Origin of the sequence: Nostoc sp. PCC 7524, from assembly GCF_000316645.1 — a bacterium.
Classification (GTDB): Bacteria; Cyanobacteriota; Cyanobacteriia; order Cyanobacteriales; family Nostocaceae; genus Trichormus.
Genome location: NC_019684.1, coordinates 2,733,411 through 2,752,094, shown reverse-complemented (window position 1 = coordinate 2,752,094; position 18,684 = coordinate 2,733,411). Strand labels below are relative to the sequence as shown.

Annotated in this window: 14 protein-coding genes and 1 tRNA gene; 7 read left to right on the top strand and 8 right to left on the bottom strand. The window is 43.7% G+C overall.

Going from position 1 to position 18,684, the window contains the following annotated elements; genetic code table 11:
* Positions 1–89: 89 nt before the first annotated feature.
* Complete coding sequence (locus NOS7524_RS10935) at positions 90–1,028, bottom strand: serine hydrolase (protein ID WP_015138544.1); 939 nt, start codon at positions 1,026–1,028, stop codon at positions 90–92.
* Between the two features lie 22 nt (positions 1,029–1,050).
* Here NOS7524_RS10935 and NOS7524_RS10930 point away from each other — a divergent pair, with 22 nt between their 5' ends.
* From NOS7524_RS10930 to NOS7524_RS10920, 3 genes are all read left to right on the top strand, one after another.
* Positions 1,051–1,752, top strand: coding sequence for a C40 family peptidase (locus NOS7524_RS10930; protein ID WP_015138543.1), 702 nt, complete (start codon positions 1,051–1,053; stop codon positions 1,750–1,752).
* 162 nt (positions 1,753–1,914) lie between these two features.
* A complete protein-coding gene (locus NOS7524_RS10925) occupies positions 1,915–2,925 on the top strand; it encodes a glycosyltransferase family 2 protein (protein WP_015138542.1) in 1,011 nt (336 codons plus the stop codon).
* A 154-nt stretch (positions 2,926–3,079) separates the two neighbouring features.
* Positions 3,080–4,315 (top strand): MFS transporter, encoded by a 1,236-nt coding sequence (locus tag NOS7524_RS10920; protein WP_015138541.1) that lies wholly within the window; start codon positions 3,080–3,082, stop codon positions 4,313–4,315.
* Positions 4,316–4,358: 43 nt separating this feature from the next.
* Here NOS7524_RS10920 and NOS7524_RS10915 read toward each other — a convergent pair.
* Positions 4,359–4,432: transfer RNA gene (locus NOS7524_RS10915), tRNA-Arg, on the bottom strand.
* Positions 4,433–4,469: 37 nt separating this feature from the next.
* Between NOS7524_RS10915 and moaC the strand changes: the two genes are divergently transcribed.
* Positions 4,470–4,973, top strand: coding sequence for a cyclic pyranopterin monophosphate synthase MoaC (gene moaC / locus NOS7524_RS10910; RefSeq protein WP_015138540.1), 504 nt, complete (start codon positions 4,470–4,472; stop codon positions 4,971–4,973).
* Positions 4,974–4,993: 20 nt separating this feature from the next.
* On the opposite strand, the gene purU is transcribed toward moaC, so the two are convergent.
* The 5 genes from purU to NOS7524_RS10885 all read right to left on the bottom strand — a co-directional run bounded on the left by purU (position 4,994) and on the right by NOS7524_RS10885 (position 10,338).
* Positions 4,994–5,848: a formyltetrahydrofolate deformylase gene (purU, locus tag NOS7524_RS10905; protein WP_015138539.1), complete on the bottom strand. Its 855-nt coding sequence runs from the start codon at positions 5,846–5,848 to the stop codon at positions 4,994–4,996.
* A gap of 64 nt (positions 5,849–5,912) precedes the next feature.
* Positions 5,913–6,551, bottom strand: coding sequence for a DUF4340 domain-containing protein (locus NOS7524_RS10900; RefSeq protein WP_041555694.1), 639 nt, complete (start codon positions 6,549–6,551; stop codon positions 5,913–5,915).
* 77 nt (positions 6,552–6,628) lie between these two features.
* Entirely contained in the window at positions 6,629–8,431 is a 1,803-nt protein-coding gene (locus NOS7524_RS10895) for a GldG family protein (RefSeq protein ID WP_015138537.1), read from the bottom strand.
* Positions 8,432–8,529: 98 nt separating this feature from the next.
* A complete protein-coding gene (locus NOS7524_RS10890; protein WP_015138536.1) occupies positions 8,530–9,342 on the bottom strand; it encodes an ABC transporter permease in 813 nt (270 codons plus the stop codon).
* Positions 9,343–10,338 (bottom strand): ABC transporter ATP-binding protein, encoded by a 996-nt coding sequence (locus NOS7524_RS10885; RefSeq protein WP_015138535.1) that lies wholly within the window; start codon positions 10,336–10,338, stop codon positions 9,343–9,345. It abuts the gene before it with no gap.
* Positions 10,339–10,820: 482 nt separating this feature from the next.
* On the opposite strand from NOS7524_RS10885, the gene NOS7524_RS10880 reads away from it, so the two are divergent.
* Together NOS7524_RS10880 and NOS7524_RS10875 are read left to right on the top strand one after the other, a co-directional pair.
* Positions 10,821–12,905, top strand: a complete 2,085-nt coding sequence (locus tag NOS7524_RS10880; protein WP_015138534.1) for a DUF1565 domain-containing protein — start codon at positions 10,821–10,823, stop codon at positions 12,903–12,905.
* A 128-nt stretch (positions 12,906–13,033) separates the two neighbouring features.
* Positions 13,034–13,720, top strand: a complete 687-nt coding sequence (locus NOS7524_RS10875; protein WP_015138533.1) for a hypothetical protein — start codon at positions 13,034–13,036, stop codon at positions 13,718–13,720.
* A gap of 68 nt (positions 13,721–13,788) precedes the next feature.
* Here NOS7524_RS10875 and NOS7524_RS10870 read toward each other — a convergent pair whose 3' ends face one another.
* Positions 13,789–15,480, bottom strand: a complete 1,692-nt coding sequence (locus tag NOS7524_RS10870) for a DUF3352 domain-containing protein (RefSeq protein WP_015138532.1) — start codon at positions 15,478–15,480, stop codon at positions 13,789–13,791.
* A gap of 587 nt (positions 15,481–16,067) precedes the next feature.
* On the opposite strand from NOS7524_RS10870, the gene NOS7524_RS10865 reads away from it, so the two are divergent.
* Positions 16,068–18,668, top strand: coding sequence for a M1 family metallopeptidase (locus NOS7524_RS10865; protein ID WP_015138531.1), 2,601 nt, complete (start codon positions 16,068–16,070; stop codon positions 18,666–18,668).
* The last annotated feature ends 16 nt before the right edge of the window (positions 18,669–18,684 follow it).

The window sequence follows — 18,684 nt, the reverse complement described above, 5'->3', positions numbered from 1 at the left end:
AACACAAACAATTTGTCCGCGTAGCATGGGCGAAGCGCAAACCTCTGGGCGAGTTTATTAGCAGCAATATTTTTACTTGACTATTAAATTCAAAGGCTGGCAACTGCTTGAGCGACTAAACCAGAAATAAATGGTAGAATTTGACGGTTTTGAGCTTGGGTTTTGCCTTCAGTAAATACTACTAACAAATAAGGGCGTTGATTTGGTAGCTCGATATAGGCTGCATCATGACGAACTTGACTTGTCCAACCAGCTTTTGACCAAATTTGGCCATCTTGGGAAAGTCCACCACCTAAAAAACCTGTTACTTGGTCTTCTTCCACATCCTGGGGTAAATTATCGGGGTTGAGACTGCGTTGCAGCAAAGCCATCATCTGTTGCGATCGCATACTGGAAACCGCTACACCTCCAACAATACTATGTAACAACCGAGCAGTTGCATTCGTAGTTACCATATTGCGATTCTCGAACATCTCACCATAAAATGCCCGATCTCGTCCATAGGGGCCATCACCCCAAGTTTTTTGGCAGACATTGATTGTTTCCATGTCTTCCCACCCCAAAGAGTGGTAGTAGCGATTGATAAAATGACGCTGCTGCTGCCAAGTTTCAAAAGGGCCTGGTGGTAACTCTGGCCCTGATGTCGAGCCAGTCAAAATATCTACCACTAAGCTGGTAGCATCATTGCTAGAATCAACAATCATATCGCGCAAAGCACGTTCCAATTCCTTCGAGGTTTGGATCATGCCTTTTTCTATCCATTCGTTAGCTGCTACCAAGTAAAACAGCTTAACTACACTCGCTGGATAAATACGTTCCACACCACGATATTGAAAACCACGCACAGGATGATGCCAAAAAGCATCAGGAGTTAAAGCACCACCAGTATTAACTGGGACTGGCGGATCATAAACAATCCAAGTCAGCGCCACTTGGTTACGGGCTAAAGCCGGAAATTCCGACCAAGTAGCCTCTAAAATGCCATTACCCAGATTTTCTAATTGTTCGTCTTTTTGAAAAAAAACCATTGTTAGCTATTCACCTTAAAGAATGCTGTTTAATCCCAAACCCCAAATCCCAAATCTAGAAGTGACTGAATACCAGTGTCTAGCCGATTTAAACTTATATGATTCTCCCGAATGTACCCGTCTGGCAACTCAGGCAGCAGTTGGGCGACATTTGCGGGTAACATCAAATCAGCAAGATACAGCAGTTGAGGTGTGTTTGTGTGAGGATGACTATCCAGGGTGGGTATCTTTTAATGATTTGGGTTTATTACAACCTGCTACTGTAATTTATCAGGCTCGGTCACTCTCCGCAGCAGAAATTCAAAAACTGCTACCAGAGGCGATCGCTTTTACTCAAACAGCCATGCAACAGTCCAATTATTACCTCTGGGGTGGCACCGTGGGGCCAAACTATGACTGTTCTGGTTTAATGCAAGCAGCCTTTGCTTCTGTAGGAATTTGGTTGCCTAGAGATGCCTATCAACAAGAAGCTTTCACACAACCCATTACTATTACTGAATTAGCACCAGGGGATTTGGTCTTTTTTGGTACTCCTATCAAAGCTACTCATGTCGGATTACATTTAGGAGATGGTCATTATATCCATAGTTCTGGCAAAGAGATAGGACGTAATGGTATCGGGATTGACATCCTCTCGGAACAGGGAGATACGGTAAGTAAGTCATACTACCAGCAACTACGAGGGGCTGGGAGAGTGGTGAGAAGTTACGTAGGTATGGGATAGGGAACAGGGGATAGGTGACAGGTGACAGGTGACAGGTGACAGGTGACAGGTGACAGGTGACAGGTGACAGGTGACAGGGAAGTAGGGGAGAATAACTTTGTTTACGCAATGCCCCTTGCCCATACCCCATGCCCAATAAATATTTTGAATTTTGAATTGCTTATGAGGACTGGGTTGATTTCAGATCGGGTATCAGAGGAAGAGGGGGCGATCGCTGTGATTGTCCCAGAGGTGACGGTGGTGGTGCCGGTGCGGGATGAAGTGGAAAGTTTGCCTCTGTTGTTGGAGGCGATCGCATCTACTTTAACTGCTAGTCAGTTAAGCTATGAAATCATCTGTGTAGATGATGGTTCTACTGATGGTTCTGCCGCATTTCTTAAAGAACAAGCCCAAATCCGCCCTGATTTAAAGGCGGTGATTCTGCGGCGTAATTACGGTCAAACTGCGGCGATGGCGGCTGGATTTAAATATGCTGTGGGTAATGCCATTGTAACTTTAGATGCTGATCTGCAAAATGACCCAGCTGATATCCCGCTTCTGTTAGCCAAACTAGAGGAAGGTTACGACTTGGTGAGTGGTTGGCGGCAAAATCGCCAAGATGGAGCGGTAAATCGACTGCTTCCTTCTAAAATTGCTAACTGGCTGATTCGTCGTACTACTAGCGTTAACATTCATGATTATGGCTGTTCGCTCAAAGCTTATCGTGCGGAACTGGCGGCAGACATGAATCTCTACGGCGAACTGCACCGCTTTTTGCCAGCATTGGCTTATATTGAAGGTGCGAGAATTACCGAAATGCCTGTCCGTCATCATGCCCGTCGTTTTGGTCGTAGTAAATACGGTATATCGCGTACCTTCCGGGTGTTGATGGATTTGCTCACCATTCTGTTTATGAAAAAGTTCCTCACCCGCCCCATGCACGTCTTTGGTTTGTTGGGGTTGGTTTCTATGGTTTTGGGGACAGGCATAGGAATTTACTTAACTTTCATCAAATTGGCTTTAGGCCAGATGATTGGTAATCGTCCTTTGCTCATTTTGGGAGTGCTGCTGCTAGTCACGGGAGTACAACTATTTTGCTTCGGTTTGTTGGCAGAGTTACTGATGCGTACCTACCACGAATCCCAAGGAAGACCTATATACCGTGTGCGGGAAGTAGTGGCAAAAAAAAGTTAATTAACGTAACAATAATTATTAAAGAATTCGCAACTCAAAATATTAGGGTAAAAGATACATCTGACAGTTTATTCTCTGTAACCTGTAACCTGTAACCTAGTATTCTGACTCCTGCATTCTTGTTAAACACACCTAGCATTAATTTGCATCTCCCTTGAAAGCTTTTTATACCTTTGACGTAAGTCTCCGACGTAACCTGCTGATTTTATTCATGGCAGGTTTATTATTCTGGTCTAGTTTGGCTATGTTCTTGCCAACTCTACCTGTCTACATAGAGACTGTAGGCGGTAGCAAGCAAGAAATTGGCATTGTCATGGGTAGTTTTGCCATTGGATTGTTGCTATTTCGTCCCATCCTAGGACGGTTAGCGGATGAATATGGCCGCAAGCTGTTGTTATTGATTGGTACAACGGTATCTGTCCTAGCACCCTTTGGTTATCTGGCATTTACATCAATTCCCCTGTTGATGTTGGTGCGAGTCTTTCATGGCATTAGCCTAGCGGCTTTTACCACTGGCTACATTGCCTTAGTAGCAGATTTAGCTCCTGTGGCTATACGTGGCGAAATTATCGGTTATATGAGTTTGACTACTCCCATCGGTTTGGCAATTGGCCCAATTCTGGGGGGATATTTGGAAGCCACAACTGGCTACCCTCGTTTATTTTTGTTATCCGCAGCTTTGGCTTTTATTGGGGTTGTGAGTGCTGCACAAGTCACTAATCCACCCACCCAAGCAAGAGTACAAGTTACGGATGAAAGTTATTCATTCTGGCAAATTTTGCTGAGTCCACGGGTGAGAGTACCAGCTTTAGTCATGTTGTTAATGGGAATCTCTGTTGGTTCCGTCCATGTGTTTGTGTCGCTGTTTATCAAATCAACTCAGGTAGATTTTAATGCTGGGTTGTTTTTTGCGATCGCAGCTATGGCTAGTTTTATTCTGCGATTATTTGTAGGCAAAGCCAGCGATCGCTTCGGGCGTGGTTTGTTTATCACCTTTGGGATTGTTGCTTATACGTTAGCCTCCCTTATCCTCTGGCAAGCTAACAGTACCTATACTTTTATTTTGGCTGCCTTAGCAGAAGGGTGTGGTGGTGGTACAGTTATGTCGATGATTACTACTTTGATGGCAGACCGTTCACTACCCCATGAACGGGGACGGACGTTTGCGATTTGTATCGCTGGCTTTGATTTGGGAATTGCGATCGCTGCCCCCATTTTAGGTTTTGTGGCTGATAAAGTAGGGTACAACCATATGTTTGGCTCCACAGCCGTCTTAACTTTCTTAGGGTTGCTCATCTTTCTCACCCTCTCCAGCAAGAACCTATACCAATCCCTAGGTTTTGCTTTAGGTCGCGCTGAAGATGCCTATTCGTTGAATAATATTAAATAAACAAAATAAAAGCCAAAAGATAAATATCTTTCGGCTTTTATAACGGGCGAGGAGGGATTCGAACCCCCGACACCGTGGTCCGTAGCCACGTGCTCTAGTCCACTGAGCTACACGCCCTTACAAGAAATATATAGTAACACTCTTTTCAGGAATAATGCAAGACAGTTTTCCAAAAAATTTTGCCGACCTCACTCACCTGGATAACCAAGGACAGGCACAGATGGTAGATGTGTCAGCGAAAGCGCCAACCGTTAGGGAAGCCGTAGCTGCTGCTCAAGTGCGGATGTCGAGCGCGACTTTAGCCGCCATTCAAGCCGGAAACACACCCAAAGGCGATGTTTTAGCAACTGCTAGGATAGCTGGGATTATGGCAGCTAAACAGACATCTACTTTGATTCCCCTCTGCCATCCCCTACCATTACAAAAAGTCACTGTCGAGATTACACCTGATCCCGAACTACCCGGTTATCAAATTCAGGCGACAGTCAAAACTAAAGCTGAAACTGGTGTAGAAATGGAAGCTTTAACTGCCGTTTCTGTGGCAGCTTTGACTTTATATGATATGGCCAAAGCTTTAGAAAAGTCGATGCAAATTGAATCAATTCGACTAATTAGTAAAACAGGTGGAAAATCAGGAGATTATCTCAATCCCCATTGATTACTAACCCTTTAATATTCCTACTCAAAAACCACAGTACGATTACCATAAACTAATACTCTATTTTGTAAATGCAAACGCACTGCCCTAGCTAAAACAACTCGCTCTAAATCCTTACCTTTTCTGATTAAATCATCAACATCATCGCGGTGGCTGACTCTGACTACATCTTGCTCAATGATTGGCCCAGCATCTAATTCAGCAGTGGCATAGTGGGCTGTAGCACCAATGACTTTTACCCCACGTTCAAAGGCGCGGTGATAGGGATTTGCACCCACGAAAGCAGGTAAAAATGAATGATGAATATTAATAATTTGTGGAAATTTACTAATAAAATCTGCATTGACAATTTGCATATACTTTGCCAAAACCACTAAATCAATTTTGTACTGTTGCAATAATTCTAATTGTTTGGCTTCTTGTTCTGCTTTGTTATCTTTGCTGATGGGAATGTGATGAAAGTCGATATTGAATTGGTCAGCTACTGTTTTTAAGTGAGGGTGATTACTAATAATTAGGGGAATATCAGCAGTAATTTCTTTAGCGCGTTGTCGCCAAATTAAATCATAGAGACAATGGTCTTGACGACTTACCCAAATAGCAATACGCGGTACAGTATCAGAAAAGTGGAGTTCCCATTTAGCATTCAGAGGTTGAGCGATCGCATTAAATGCTGGGCCAATTAAGTCTCGTGGTAAATTAAACCCTTTTAACTGCCATTCTATCCGGGTAAGAAATAATCCCGCCTCAAAATCTGTATGTTGATCGGCGTGGATGATGTTACCACCATTAGAGTAGATAAAATTGGCAATTTTTGCCACCAATCCCTTTTGGTCAGGACAAGATATCAGTAAAGTTGCGGTCGGTTCAGTCATAAAAAAGTAAAAAGACAAAAGTAAGAAGATTAAGATATCATGCTTGGCCTGACCGATGGTGGCATTATTGGCTATTTGTTGGTCTTGGTGTCGGTGTTAGTGTTGGTGTTGGTGTTGGTGTTGATTCTGGCTGAATCTGATTTGCAGGCTGTTTCCACTCGGATAGTTCCCGATTTACGGCATTTTCAAAGTCTGTAGATACCAACAGTACATTGATATTGCCATTGGTTTGAGTGTTGGGGTCAACTTGAGCATAAACAAAACGACGGTTAAAGTCAGGCTTACCCAAAATCAACTGATGGGTTTTCTGATTCTTCAGGTTAATATTAATAGTTGCTTGGGGTTGATCTAAACCAAAGTCTCCTGCTTGGTTAGCCGGGATTGATACAGTGCGATCGCTCTTACCCTTAACCAACAAATCCATGAGATAAGAAACAATAGGATCATTGGCTGGCTCAGATACAGGAGATTTGAGCAACCATTTAGGGTTAGTAGACTGAGGGTTCCGTTCCAAATTCAGGGTGAGTTTTTCAGTTTTGACATTCAAAGACTGCACATCATCTTCTGCAAAAGAGAAAATTTGCTGTTTATTCTCCTTAGCTTCTTGTCTCTGGATAGACCCCTGAATTTCATAGAAATAAACAAAACCACCCAATCCCAACGCTAGTAAAACCAAAATTAAAGTAGTTCTTGGTAGTTTCATGGCATTAGTCATTAGTCATTGGGCATGGTGCATTGGCTATATAATCTCCCACATCTCCCTCATCTTCCTCATCTTCCTCATCTCCGTTTCCACCACATAAACACAGCCGCCACAAATCCCAGTAAGGGTAAAATCGCCAGTGAGAATACTGTTAAGAGATTGGCTTGTGATGTTGACAGGGTAATCCTACGGTTTTTTGGTTCTTTGGGACGAATTGAGAGGGGTTGTTGGTCTTGTTGACTTAGCCAAGTAACTGAGTTGAGGAAAACATCACCATTTAATTGCTGTTGGAATATGTTATTTGTGGCGAAATCTGAATTTCCTATGACTACTAGCCTAGACTCTTTTGCCGATTGTTCAGATTTCTGTTCTGTTGGAGGAGTAGCTGTTGTAGTAGGTGTAGGACTCGCCTGATTTTCTGGTGTTGGAGGAGTAGCTGTTGTAGTAGGTGTAGGACTCGCCTGATTTTCTGGTGTTGGGGATGGTGTTGGTGTAGGTGCGGGACTCGATTGATTTTCTGGTGTTGGGGATGGTGTTGGTGTAGGTGCGGGACTCGCCTGATTTTCGGGTGTTGGGGATGCTGTCGGTGTAGGTGTAGGGTTAGCCGAGGTTTCAGTTGTGACTGGTAGTTTTCTGCTTAAAGCCACACCTAACGTTAAAGGTCCTTTCAAGTCTTTTTCGGGATTAAACTCTAATTGTTCGCTTTGTAGGTCACTTTCCGCCCAGCTATCGGGATAAGGTCTAGTTTGTAGTAGAGGTATAGATTCAATACCTGCTACTGGGGTAATTTCCAAGGGTCTGGCTAGACGATAAAAAGAAATCCCGTTACCGAAGTCTTTGGTAATTGGGTGTTGACCGTAATCTGTAATGATGGGTGCAGCCGGGCCAAGTCCTACGCCAGCGCCGGAGACATCTACTGCTAAACGGTCATCTAGACGCACTCCCCACTCTTGTAGCAAGCTGTTGAGATTGGGGTTGGTACTAGGGTCAATCATTAACAGTGCGTTACCACCACGATTGAGATAATCTTGTAAAGCTTTCACCTCAGCGTCAAACAGTCCGCGTTTGGGACCGGCTACAACTACCACATCTGCATCATCGGGAACTTTAGTATTTTCTGCGAGATTTAACGGTGATGAGTTGTAATTCCTATCACCTAATGCTTGCAAGGCTTGAGAAATAGAACCAGCACCGCTATCTAGTGGTCGTTCACCATGACCTTGGAGAAAGTAAACTTTGGCTGTGCGATCGCTAGTGATTTGTTGTAATTTATTGGTTAACCTCACTTCTGACAAGCGTTCATTGACATTCACCGCCTGTACTAATTGTCGTCTTTCTCCAGATTCGAGGTAAACTTCCCCATAATCTTTAACACCAAATTTTTCTGCTAGTCCTGGCCTACTTTGGGGATCAACGTATTCAAATTGAAAGTTTGAGCTTTTGCGCCGATAATTTTGCAGCAGTTCCCGGTCTTGGGGATTTTGAATCACATCAAACACCCAAATTTTCACCGGTTGTTTGAGGTTACGGACTAATTCTTGTGATTGGGGCGAAAGGGTAAATAATTGGGCTTCTGTTAAGTCTGTCCGCAGTTGATAACGAGTCCCTAAAAAGTTAATTAATCCCAAAATTACCAGTACAGCCAAAGTTGCGACGATGGCGTTAGTACCGGCTTGAGTAGAACGCTTTTGCCACCATTGACTACGTTGACTTTGCCATACTATCCACAACCCACAGATCACAATTCCCGTAATTAGAAACACAAAAGGAATTACTCCCCATGTTTCAGCAACTAACCCAGCCGTTAAACCCGCCACAATGAAAAACGGGCCTAACCAAAATAGATATTTCCAAAGTTTTTTTTGTGGAATATTTTTCATATTAAAAGGTAATAGGCAATAGTTAAAATGCAATAGTAATTTTCCCTGATCTTCCCCTACACCCCCTACTCCCTATTCCCTACTCCCCACTCCCATCACTAATTACGCTGAAATCGCAGTGCATCAATTGATTGGGCTGTGAGGAAGATACCCAAGAAGATATAACTGGCAAATAAAATCAAGGCGCTACTATCAAAAATCCCTTGAATTAGGGTGTTGTAATGTTTGAGTATTGATAAATGTCCGACAGCTTCACCGACGTTTCCGCCAATACTTTTAGCGATTAAATCCACAAATAACAGTAATAAAACTAGGGCGAAGGTGAACACCGCCGAGAGAATTGTGCTGTCTGTTAAAGAGGAAATAAACATTCCCAAGGAAAGAATTGCTGCTGCTAGCAAGATTAAGCCTAAATGTCCCACTAAAGGAATGATGGGAGACATGGGAGGATTCGAGCCGCTGATAGCGATCGCTTCCAATACTAGCAAGGGTAAAATCAGAGTAATAAAAAATGTCACTACTCCCAATAATTTTCCGACTGCTACCGCCCAGTTAGTGATGGGTGAGGTGGCTAACAGTTCTAAGGTTCCCCGCTTGCGTTCTTCGGCGTAAAGTCCCATTGATAAGATTGGCAGGATAAATAACAATATCCAACCCATTCGGTCTAAAAATGCTCTGACAAACTCATAGGGAACATCAATTGGTGGCACTGGTATGCCTAATTGTTGTCCTTGTGCATCTATCAGGGCAACTGATGGTAAAATCCCCTCTGGTCCTAGCAAAATCATCACTAAGAATAACCCAGCTAGAAACCAAAATACACCAGCGATCGCATAAGCTAAGGGAGAGACAAAGTAACTCTGTAACTCTCGGCGATAAATGGCAATAATATTGCTGAAAACTATACCCATTTACGCTGCTTCTCCTTCATTGGCTGCTGAGTCGGTAAGATTTGTTAAGTTCTTTTCTTCTGTAGTCAGCTGTAAGAATACATCTTCTAAGGTGGCGCTGACACGGCGCATTTCATGCAAACCAAATCCAGAACGGACTAAAGTTGTAGCAATTTCTTTTCCTGCTTCACTTCCTGGTTGTGACAGCACCCGCAGGTAAGCACGGTTATCTTGTGGGGAATGATGACCGGACATAGATTCTACCAGACTCACACCTGCGACATTTTGCAAGACTTGTTTGGCTAGAGCTACTTCTCCCTCAATTTCTATTTCATAGCCTGAGCCACCTGTCAACTGCGTCATTAAGGTTTCTGGTGTGTTCGTCGCTACCACTTTACCGCGATTAATAATGGCGACGCGACTACAGGTCATACTGACTTCTGGGAGGATGTGGGTAGACAGGATAATTGTGTGTGTGCCGGCGAGGCTTTTAATTAAATTACGGACATCAATGATTTGCCTAGGATCAAGTCCTACTGTCGGTTCATCTAAAATAATTGCTGGTGGATCATGGACGATCGCCTGAGCAATGCCGACTCTTTGACGATATCCTTTAGATAATTTGCGAATAATTACACTCCGCTTTTCGCCTAGGTTACAGCGTTTGAGGGCTGCGTCTACTTTTGTGGGGCGATCGCCTGCGGGTATACCTTTAATATGGGCGACAAAATGCAAAAATCCCTCCACCGTCATCTCTGGGTACAGAGGCGGCGTTTCTGGTAGATAACCGATACGCTGACGCACCGCCAGGGAGTCTTCATGGACATCAAAACCCGCTATTTTAGCCTTACCACCACTAGCTGGTAAGTAACCCGCCAAAATTCGCATCGTGGTAGTCTTACCAGCACCATTCGGCCCCAAAAAGCCTAAAATTTCCCCCGGTTCCACACTAAAAGTCACATCAGTAATCGCTGGGGTAGAACCGTAAGTTTTACTGAGATGTTCAACTTCAATCATCGGTTTCGCTGCGATCGTAACTTGACAAGGGTACTCAACAATAGTGACATTTTACCGACACTCTGGCTTAAGCTACGATGTTGACGCATAAAACCCTCTACAAGTTGCCAAACTAGGAGAAATTAGGATTTAGCCCTTCTACTGACGCGCCTTTTTGACTCCTAAACTTTTAATATCTTCTCTTTGCGCCTACCCTGCGGGTTCCACTTGCGGTATGCGTGAAACAAAAAAGACATCACTCTCAGCGCAGAAAATCTAATGTTGGTTTTCCTTCCCTCAACCCAACCTAAAGATAATAGAGAAGAGACTAGCAAAAGTGAAACCATGCACTCTAGACTTGAAAAGTGTTTTTTCCTACTCCCTACCTACGCAGATAATTTGGCTACGCCTCCCGTAAGGGATACAAAAATCAAAGCGGATTCCTATATAACGTAGTGTTGTTTATGATGGTCGTAATTTAGACAATTGCTGCTTAACAATCAATGGTGAACACTACTCCCGTTGCCATAGTCTATGTCAACCCCGTTACAGGGAACGATACTAATATAGGTTCTCGGCCAAGTCCGTGGAAAACCATCACCCGTGCTTTAAAAGTGAGTCCGCCTGCAATTATTCAACTTGCCCCTGGAACTTACAGCGCCAGTAGTGGGGAAGTTTTTCCCCTAGTGATTCCCCAGGGGGTGACTGTTGTAGGTAACGAAGCTAACAAAGGCGCTGGGATTGTGATTTCTGGGAGTGGGGAGTATAAAAGCCCTAGTTTTGGGGTGCAGAATGTCACCATACTGTTATTAAATAATGCCAGTCTCAGGGGTGTGACTGTCACCAATCCCGTAGCTAAAGGTACTGGTATCTGGATTGAATCTACAGCGCCCAATCTAGCCAACAATACTTTAACTAAATGCGGTCGAGAAGGTGTATTTACTAGCGGCACTGCTAAACCTACTATTATCGATAATGTATTTGTGCAGAATGCTGCCAGTGGTTTGTTCATGGCACGCAATAGTAAGGGGGAAGTGCTGCGGAATGTTTGGCAAAACAACCCCTTGGGCATAGCCATTAGTGATTTTGCTGCGCCTCTAGTTGCCAATAATAAATTATCTGAAAATCGGACAGCGATCGCTCTTTCTCGAAATGCCCGTCCGGTACTGCGTCAAAATCTCATCACCAAAAATACCCAAGGTGGTTTGTTAGTTAACGAAAATGCTATCCCGGATTTGGGTAGTTCTCAAGATGCGGCTGGGAATATTTTCAGCAACAATGGCGTATTTGATTTACAAAACACCACAACACAGCCGTTGATTTCTGTAGGCAATCAGTTAAATCCCACCCAAGTCAAGGGATTGGTTGATTTTCTGGCGGCAATCACAGATAATCCGGCACAGTTAGCTAATACAAGATTTATTGACTTAGCAGGACATTGGGCAGGGGCTTTTGTGGAAGCTTTAATCAACAAAGGCATCATTAGCGGCTTTCCTGATGGGACTTTTGCCCCCAATGCACCCATCACCCGCGCCCAGTATGCGGCGGTGATTGCTAAGGCTTTTAATTTGCCTACTAATCATCAGCCAACGCAATTTAAGGATGTCAAATCAGATTTTTGGGCGGCATCAGCGATTAATCAGGCGGCACAGATGGGATTTATCAGTGGCTTCCCTGATGCTACATTTCGACCAGGGCAAAATTTAACTAAGGTGCAAGCTATAGTTTCCGTTGTGAATGGCTTAAAACTGAGTGGCGGTAGTCCCAATGCGTTAAATATATACCGCGATCGCGCCCAAATTCCCAGTTACGCTACTAATCCTGTAGCCACAGCCACCCAAAACCAGCTGGTTGTCAACTATCCCCACACTGACGAGATAGAACCCCTGCGAGATATCACCCGCGCTGAGGTGGCAACTTTAATTTATCAAGCCTTGGTAGCTAGTGGACAAGCACAAGCGATCGCTTCTCCTTATATTGTTAGCCCCGAAGTTGATATTCCTTCCTTCACCGACTTAGCCGGACACTGGGCAGAAACCTTTATTCGCGGGTTAGCTAGCATGGGGATCACCCATGGTTTTGCTGATGGTAGCTATCAGCCCAATAAACCCATGACTCGCGCCCAGTATGCCGCAATGGTGGCTGTGGCCTTTAATCCTCCTCCCAGACGACCTGCCACCGATTTTACCGACGTACCCAAGGATTTCTGGGCTTATCAAGCTTTACAAATCGCGGCGGCTGGTGGCTTTGTCAGTGGCTTTAGCGATCGCACTTTCCGCCCACACCAAAATGTCCAGAGACTACAGGTAATTGTTTCTCTAGTCAATGGACTAGCTCTACCGGCAGTTGATAGCAATAGCTTACTCACCTACACTGACAGTAATACCATCCCTGAATATGCCCGTAAGGCAGTGGCAACAGCTACACAACAAAAAATAGTTGTCAACTATCCCGACCCCAAACAGCTAATACCCACACGGGAGGCAACACGGGCAGAAGTCGCAGCAATGGTCTATCAAGCCTTAGTAGCCATGCAACGAGCGCCAAGTATTAATTCCCCATATATTATTTCGACACCTGGCAGTTGACCAAGTAAAATGAAAAACACTGCTTATTACTTTGACAACTCTTGGTAACAAATCCTACAGTTAACAACAAGCTAGGCCATGTCCGAAGGGTAAATAGTTTATACCTCTTGCCAGCCGCCAAAAGTCCCATGTCAAAATCAGTACCCCAAACCTGTGCCAAATTGGCAAACTCCCTGCTAATTCACTATAGTTTCGACCTCAGTGGCTATAGTGCCAGTGAGCTAATTCATCGTTGGCAAAAACAATACCCACCTGATTGGTTGCATCTAGCTGTGATTGAAGCCCTTTATCAAGGGCGCTATAAAGGTATTTCCGTACAGCAAATCTTGGCATTTTGGCAACGCCGGGGTCAGGCCATCTATCATTTCAATATGGAATTTGAGCGTCTAATTTGTAGCAAATTCCCGGAAAGTTTAATTGATGCCAATCCCACAGCCCTACCCTTTATCCATCAACCAATTGTCTTGGAGAAAATCAATATTGCTCATCGGGAAGCTGAAGTAACTCCAGCTTTACCAGATCACATTAATCAAGAAGAATCCCTCCAGTTGATTAATGTCCAGCAGCAGGAATCTGTGAGTCAAGAAGTAACCCAGCCAGCAGAAAAAATATTGGTATCTTCTGGCGTGGGTTTTGGGGTTTCCACCATGAAATCACAGTTCAATCCACCAGAACCTCCTCAACCCAGCCAACAGACAAATAATTTACCCATATCCGTTAATCATCCACCCATTGGGCAGTTTACCCCAGCCAGTAGTGATCGCTCAGAATCCTTTACCTCAAAACTCAAAGCCATATCAGGCGATCACCTCTAACGGTGTTGGCGATCGCTGTAGTCTGTCTGTAGTAAGTATTGACTGCCAAATTACAGCAGTGTTGAACACTATTTTGCAGTGCTAGGTTTAAGAGCTAATAACATCTCCAATTGACTTGTCGATTTATCGGGACTGGTAGCAGTAACACCCAAACCGCGAATAGAACTCAGAATGGCATTTGCTTCTGGGGGTATGGGTTGAGCTTGGGCAGCAAAACGATTAACTAAAGTCATGGTTTTGTCCATATCCAGGTAGAAATAACCACCATTGGGTTTTTGTAAGGAACCAGTGATGGTTTTAAAGGAGTCGCTGCTTTCTAGGGATTGATTTTGATTATTTGCCAGTGCTTCCGCAACAGGGCCGCCAACAGCTAAAAATACAGTGTCTTGATCTAACCAACCGTGGGCAAATAAAGCACCTTGTTGGGGTATTTGCCATTCTGTGATGTCTTTACCACCAATATTTCTGGTGGTGACATTAATGGTTTGAGTTTTGGCGAGATTATCCAGTTTAGCTAAGGTTGCTTCTGCGGTTTTGCGATCGCTCGTATCAAACACCATTGCTCCCCCAAAACCTATACTTGCCAATATACCTTGATTAGAGGGGATGGCAGCCAAGGCAAATTCTCCATTCATCCAGCCAAAAATTTCTTTATCTAGGTCGATATCGACTAATTTCAGTTGTCCCCGTGCTTGTTCTAAAGCTTGATTAAATTCTGGATATTCTTGAGATTGTTCTACCAGTGTTGACCAACTTTGACTGATTCCCTGGCCACTAATCAAAGCAAAAGTATCTGTGGGAAATTGCCCGACTATCTTCGAGGGAGAATTTTGATATTGAAATTTGTTGAGTTGGGGATCTAAATTAGCGATCGCTTTTAATCTTACCCCAGCATCATCCACACCCACGGCAGCCACCATTGATTTTACCTGTTGCAGCTGTTTTAATGTTTGCGGTGTCAACTGGGTGGACTGGGGATTGGCAGCAACAATTTGCTGTATCATGCCCGGATAATCAGGAATATAAACTTGGGCAAGGGAATTTTTCACATCTATCCCTTTAGCCAGAATGCTGCTAGCACCTTCTTTATTCACAAAGGAAGGTTGCCCTTTAAAGGTGTCAATTGATTTTTCAACAGCTGGTTTTTCAGGAGAAAATACTATATAGCTATTATTTAAAACGGCACTGTATGTAGCCTTACCATTTTCTTGAGCAGTTTCTGTAATTTTTTCACCTTTATAGTCAGTTTCTTTAGTTTTAACCCCTTTTTGTCCCTTTAATTTATTAGCAAAATTTAAAGCACTAAGTTTATCTTTAATTCCAACTACCATTAATATTTGTGGTTCCTGCTGTAACTTAATTGGTGTTTGTGCTTCTGGCACGCCCACATTAAATTGAGCAGGTTTAGTGGGGTTTGGCGGTAAGACAGCCATCATTACCCCACCGATCCAAGGTTTAATATCTTTTTCATAAGAAATGTTACTGTCAGTGAAAAACTCTTTATTAAAATCCTCCAGCCCTTTGGTGACTAACTTTTGGGCTTCTGGTGTGCCGAATTGCTGCAACTTAGTCCATGCTTGGGGATCAGTGGTAATATAGGTAGCCATTAATGCCGATGAAGGGACGAATTTAGCACTACCTAAAGCGCCTGAACCGTCTCCAGCCGGGCCTTTGAAATACATATAGGCAGCTACACTTCCTGCTACAACTACAGCAGCACCCACCGCAGGAATTAAAAACTTCGACTTAGTTTCAGGCATTGTTGTTATCCTCTTTTCCTCAAATTGTGACTGAGGTTAGTCAAAACGTCATTGTAGAGTTTTCGGAATTATTCCCTATATCTACTGATTTTTCACGGTTAATTTGTAAAAATATGCAATTTCCGCACGATCAGTAGACAATTACTCCAAAAAATACTTCAAAAGTGTCTAGAGTGAATCCGTAAACGACATACTGGAAATCAAAAAAAATAGCTTGGTGGAAACTGACAAGCTATCCTAAGCTATTAGGACTAACACAAGAATACAAATGCTTAAGGATGATGAGCTATTGCTTTTAACTATGGACTATTGACTACCCCAACGAGAAATTTATGACACTTGCATCAGCAAAATAGGCACAATTGTCAGGGAAAACTGATATTCAACGGGTTTTATAGCAGTTCCCAATCACAAGAGGTACATTCTAGCCTCTGAACTCAACGAGATTTACCTCACTAAAACGAGAAACCCCATAGCATCAGCGTCTGTTTTCCATACCCTGGTGTATTGCACACAACAAATAAGCGATATATTTTTGAAAAATATATTTCACTAGAATTCTCAGTATAAAAGGTCAGTCAGCATCAATGCCTCACTCTTATTCTTTTGATACAGAAAATAACGGACGTAAATCTTTTGAATTACCTGGGGCTAAACCCCACTACAACCCCGATCGCCCAGGGCAGGTAGAACATATTTTTCTCGACCTGAATTTAGATATTCCCTGTCAAAGTTACCACGGTAGTTGTAGTATTCGGCTGTCACCAATTCGTAACGATATTGACCGCTTGACTCTAGACGCGGTTAACTTGAATATCCAATCTGTACAGGTAGATGAAGTAGCACAGAACTTTGATTACGATGGTGAGCAGCTGACTATCGAGTTATCTCAACCTACCCAAGTGGGGAAACGGTTATTAATTGCGATCGCCTACTCCGTAGAAAAACCCCAACGGGGCATTTACTTTATTCAACCAGATTCACACTACCCCCACAAGCCCATCCAAGTCTGGACTCAGGGAGAAGATGAAGACTCCCGCTTCTGGTTCCCCTGCTTCGACTACCCCGGACAATTATCTACTTCCGAAATTCGTGTCCGTGTGCCTAAAAATTTCATCGCCATCTCCAACGGTGAACTGATTGAAACTAGAGAAGATGGTGATGACAAAATCTACCATTGGTCACAGCAACAGGTTCATCCTACCTACTTAATGACCCTCGCTGTCGGTGATTTTGCGGAAATTCGGGATGAGTGGCAAGGTAAACCTGTTACCTACTACGTAGAAAAGGGGCGAGAAGCCGATGCTCAACGCACCATGGGTAAAACTCCCCGCATGATTGAGTTTTTAAGCGCCAAATATGGTTATGCTTACCCGTTTCCCAAATATGCCCAAGTTTGCGTCAGCGACTTTATCTTTGGGGGGATGGAAAACACTTCTACTACCCTGTTAACCGACCGATGTCTACTAGACGAACGCGCTATTTTAGATAACCGCAACCCTGAAAGCCTAGTAGTTCACGAACTAGCACACCAATGGTTTGGTGATTTATTAGTGATCAAACATTGGTCTCATGCTTGGATTAAGGAAGGGATGGCTTCTTATTCCGAAGTCATGTGGACAGAACAGGAGTATGGCCAAGAAGAAGCGGCATACTATCGATTATTAGAAGCCCGTAGTTACCTGAGTGAAGATAGCAGCCGTTATCGTCGCCCGATGGTAACGCACATTTACCGCGCCGCCATTGAACTTTATGACCGCCACATCTACGAAAAAGGGTCTTGTGTGTATCACATGATTCGGGCGGAACTGGGTGAAGAATTGTTTTGGCCAGCAATTCAAACCTTTGTTCAGAATCATGCTCACCAAACAGTGGAAACTATTGACTTACTACGAGCTATAGAAAAAGCCACTGGTCGCAATCTGGCTTTCTTGTTTGATCAATATGTTTTTCGTGGTGGCCATCCTGATTTTAAAGTGGCTTACACTTGGGATGGTGAAGCGAAGTTAGCAAAAGTCACAGTCACTCAAACCCAAGCAGCAGACAATCACAGTAAAGATTTATTTGACCTGAAAATTCCCATTGGTTTTGGCTATACTCCAACAGGGAAAACCCCACAACTGCAAACTTTCTCAGTGCGTGTCCATGAACGGGAACAGAGTTTTTACTTTCCCCTAGCCGAGAAACCAGATTTTATCAGCTTTGATGTGGGGAATAATTTTCTTAAAACCGTATCTTTGGAGTACCCCATACCAGAATTAAAAGCGCAGTTAGTATCTGACCCTGACCCCATTTCGCGGATTTATGCAGCCACAGCCTTGGCGAAAAAAGGCGGACTAGAAGCTACCAAAGCCTTAAGCACAGCCTTGACAAATGAACCATTTTGGGGAGTGCGGGTAGAAATAGCGCATCAATTGGCGGAAATTAAGTTAGACCAAGCCTTTGAGGGATTAGTGCAGGGCTTAGAAGATGAGAATGCTTACGTGCGGCGGGCTGTATTGGCAGCACTAGGACAAATTAAAACCCGTGCTAGTTATAAAGCTGTGAAAAATGTTGTGAAAAATGGCGATCGCAGTTACTACGTAGAAGCCGCCGCTTGTCGCACATTAGGTGCGATCGCCACTGCCAATTTAGATGAAAAACCCAAAGCCGAAAAGGTAATCAAGTTACTGCAATCTGTTTTAGAAGCAAAAGCAGGTTGGAACGAAGTCGTCCGCAGTGGCGCAATTGGCGGTTTAGCGGAACTCAAAACTTCAGAAGCCGCCCTAGATTTATTACTGGAATACACCAAAAATGGTGTACCCCAACCATTGCGTTTAGCAGCAATTCGGGCATTAGGTAAGATTTCTGGAGGTCAAAGTCCGGCGAATTTAGAACGGGTAATAGAAAAACTCTCAGAACTTGCCAAAGAAACCTTCTTTCTCACCCAAATGGCAGTAGTTGCAGCTTTGGGGCAGATGGAGACACCCAAAGCATTAGGAGTGTTGCGATCGCTAGCTGATCAAACAGCCGATGGGCGTGTGTCTCGCTATGCGGAAGAACAAATGACCAAAGTTCAGAAAAACTTAGGTACAGAAACAGCCCTACGTCAGTTGCGTGAGGAACTTGACCAACTCAAACAACAAAATCAAGAACTCAAAAGCCGTTTGGAGAATTTAGAAGCTAAATCACAAACTGTTAAAAATTAAACAGGAAACTAGGAAG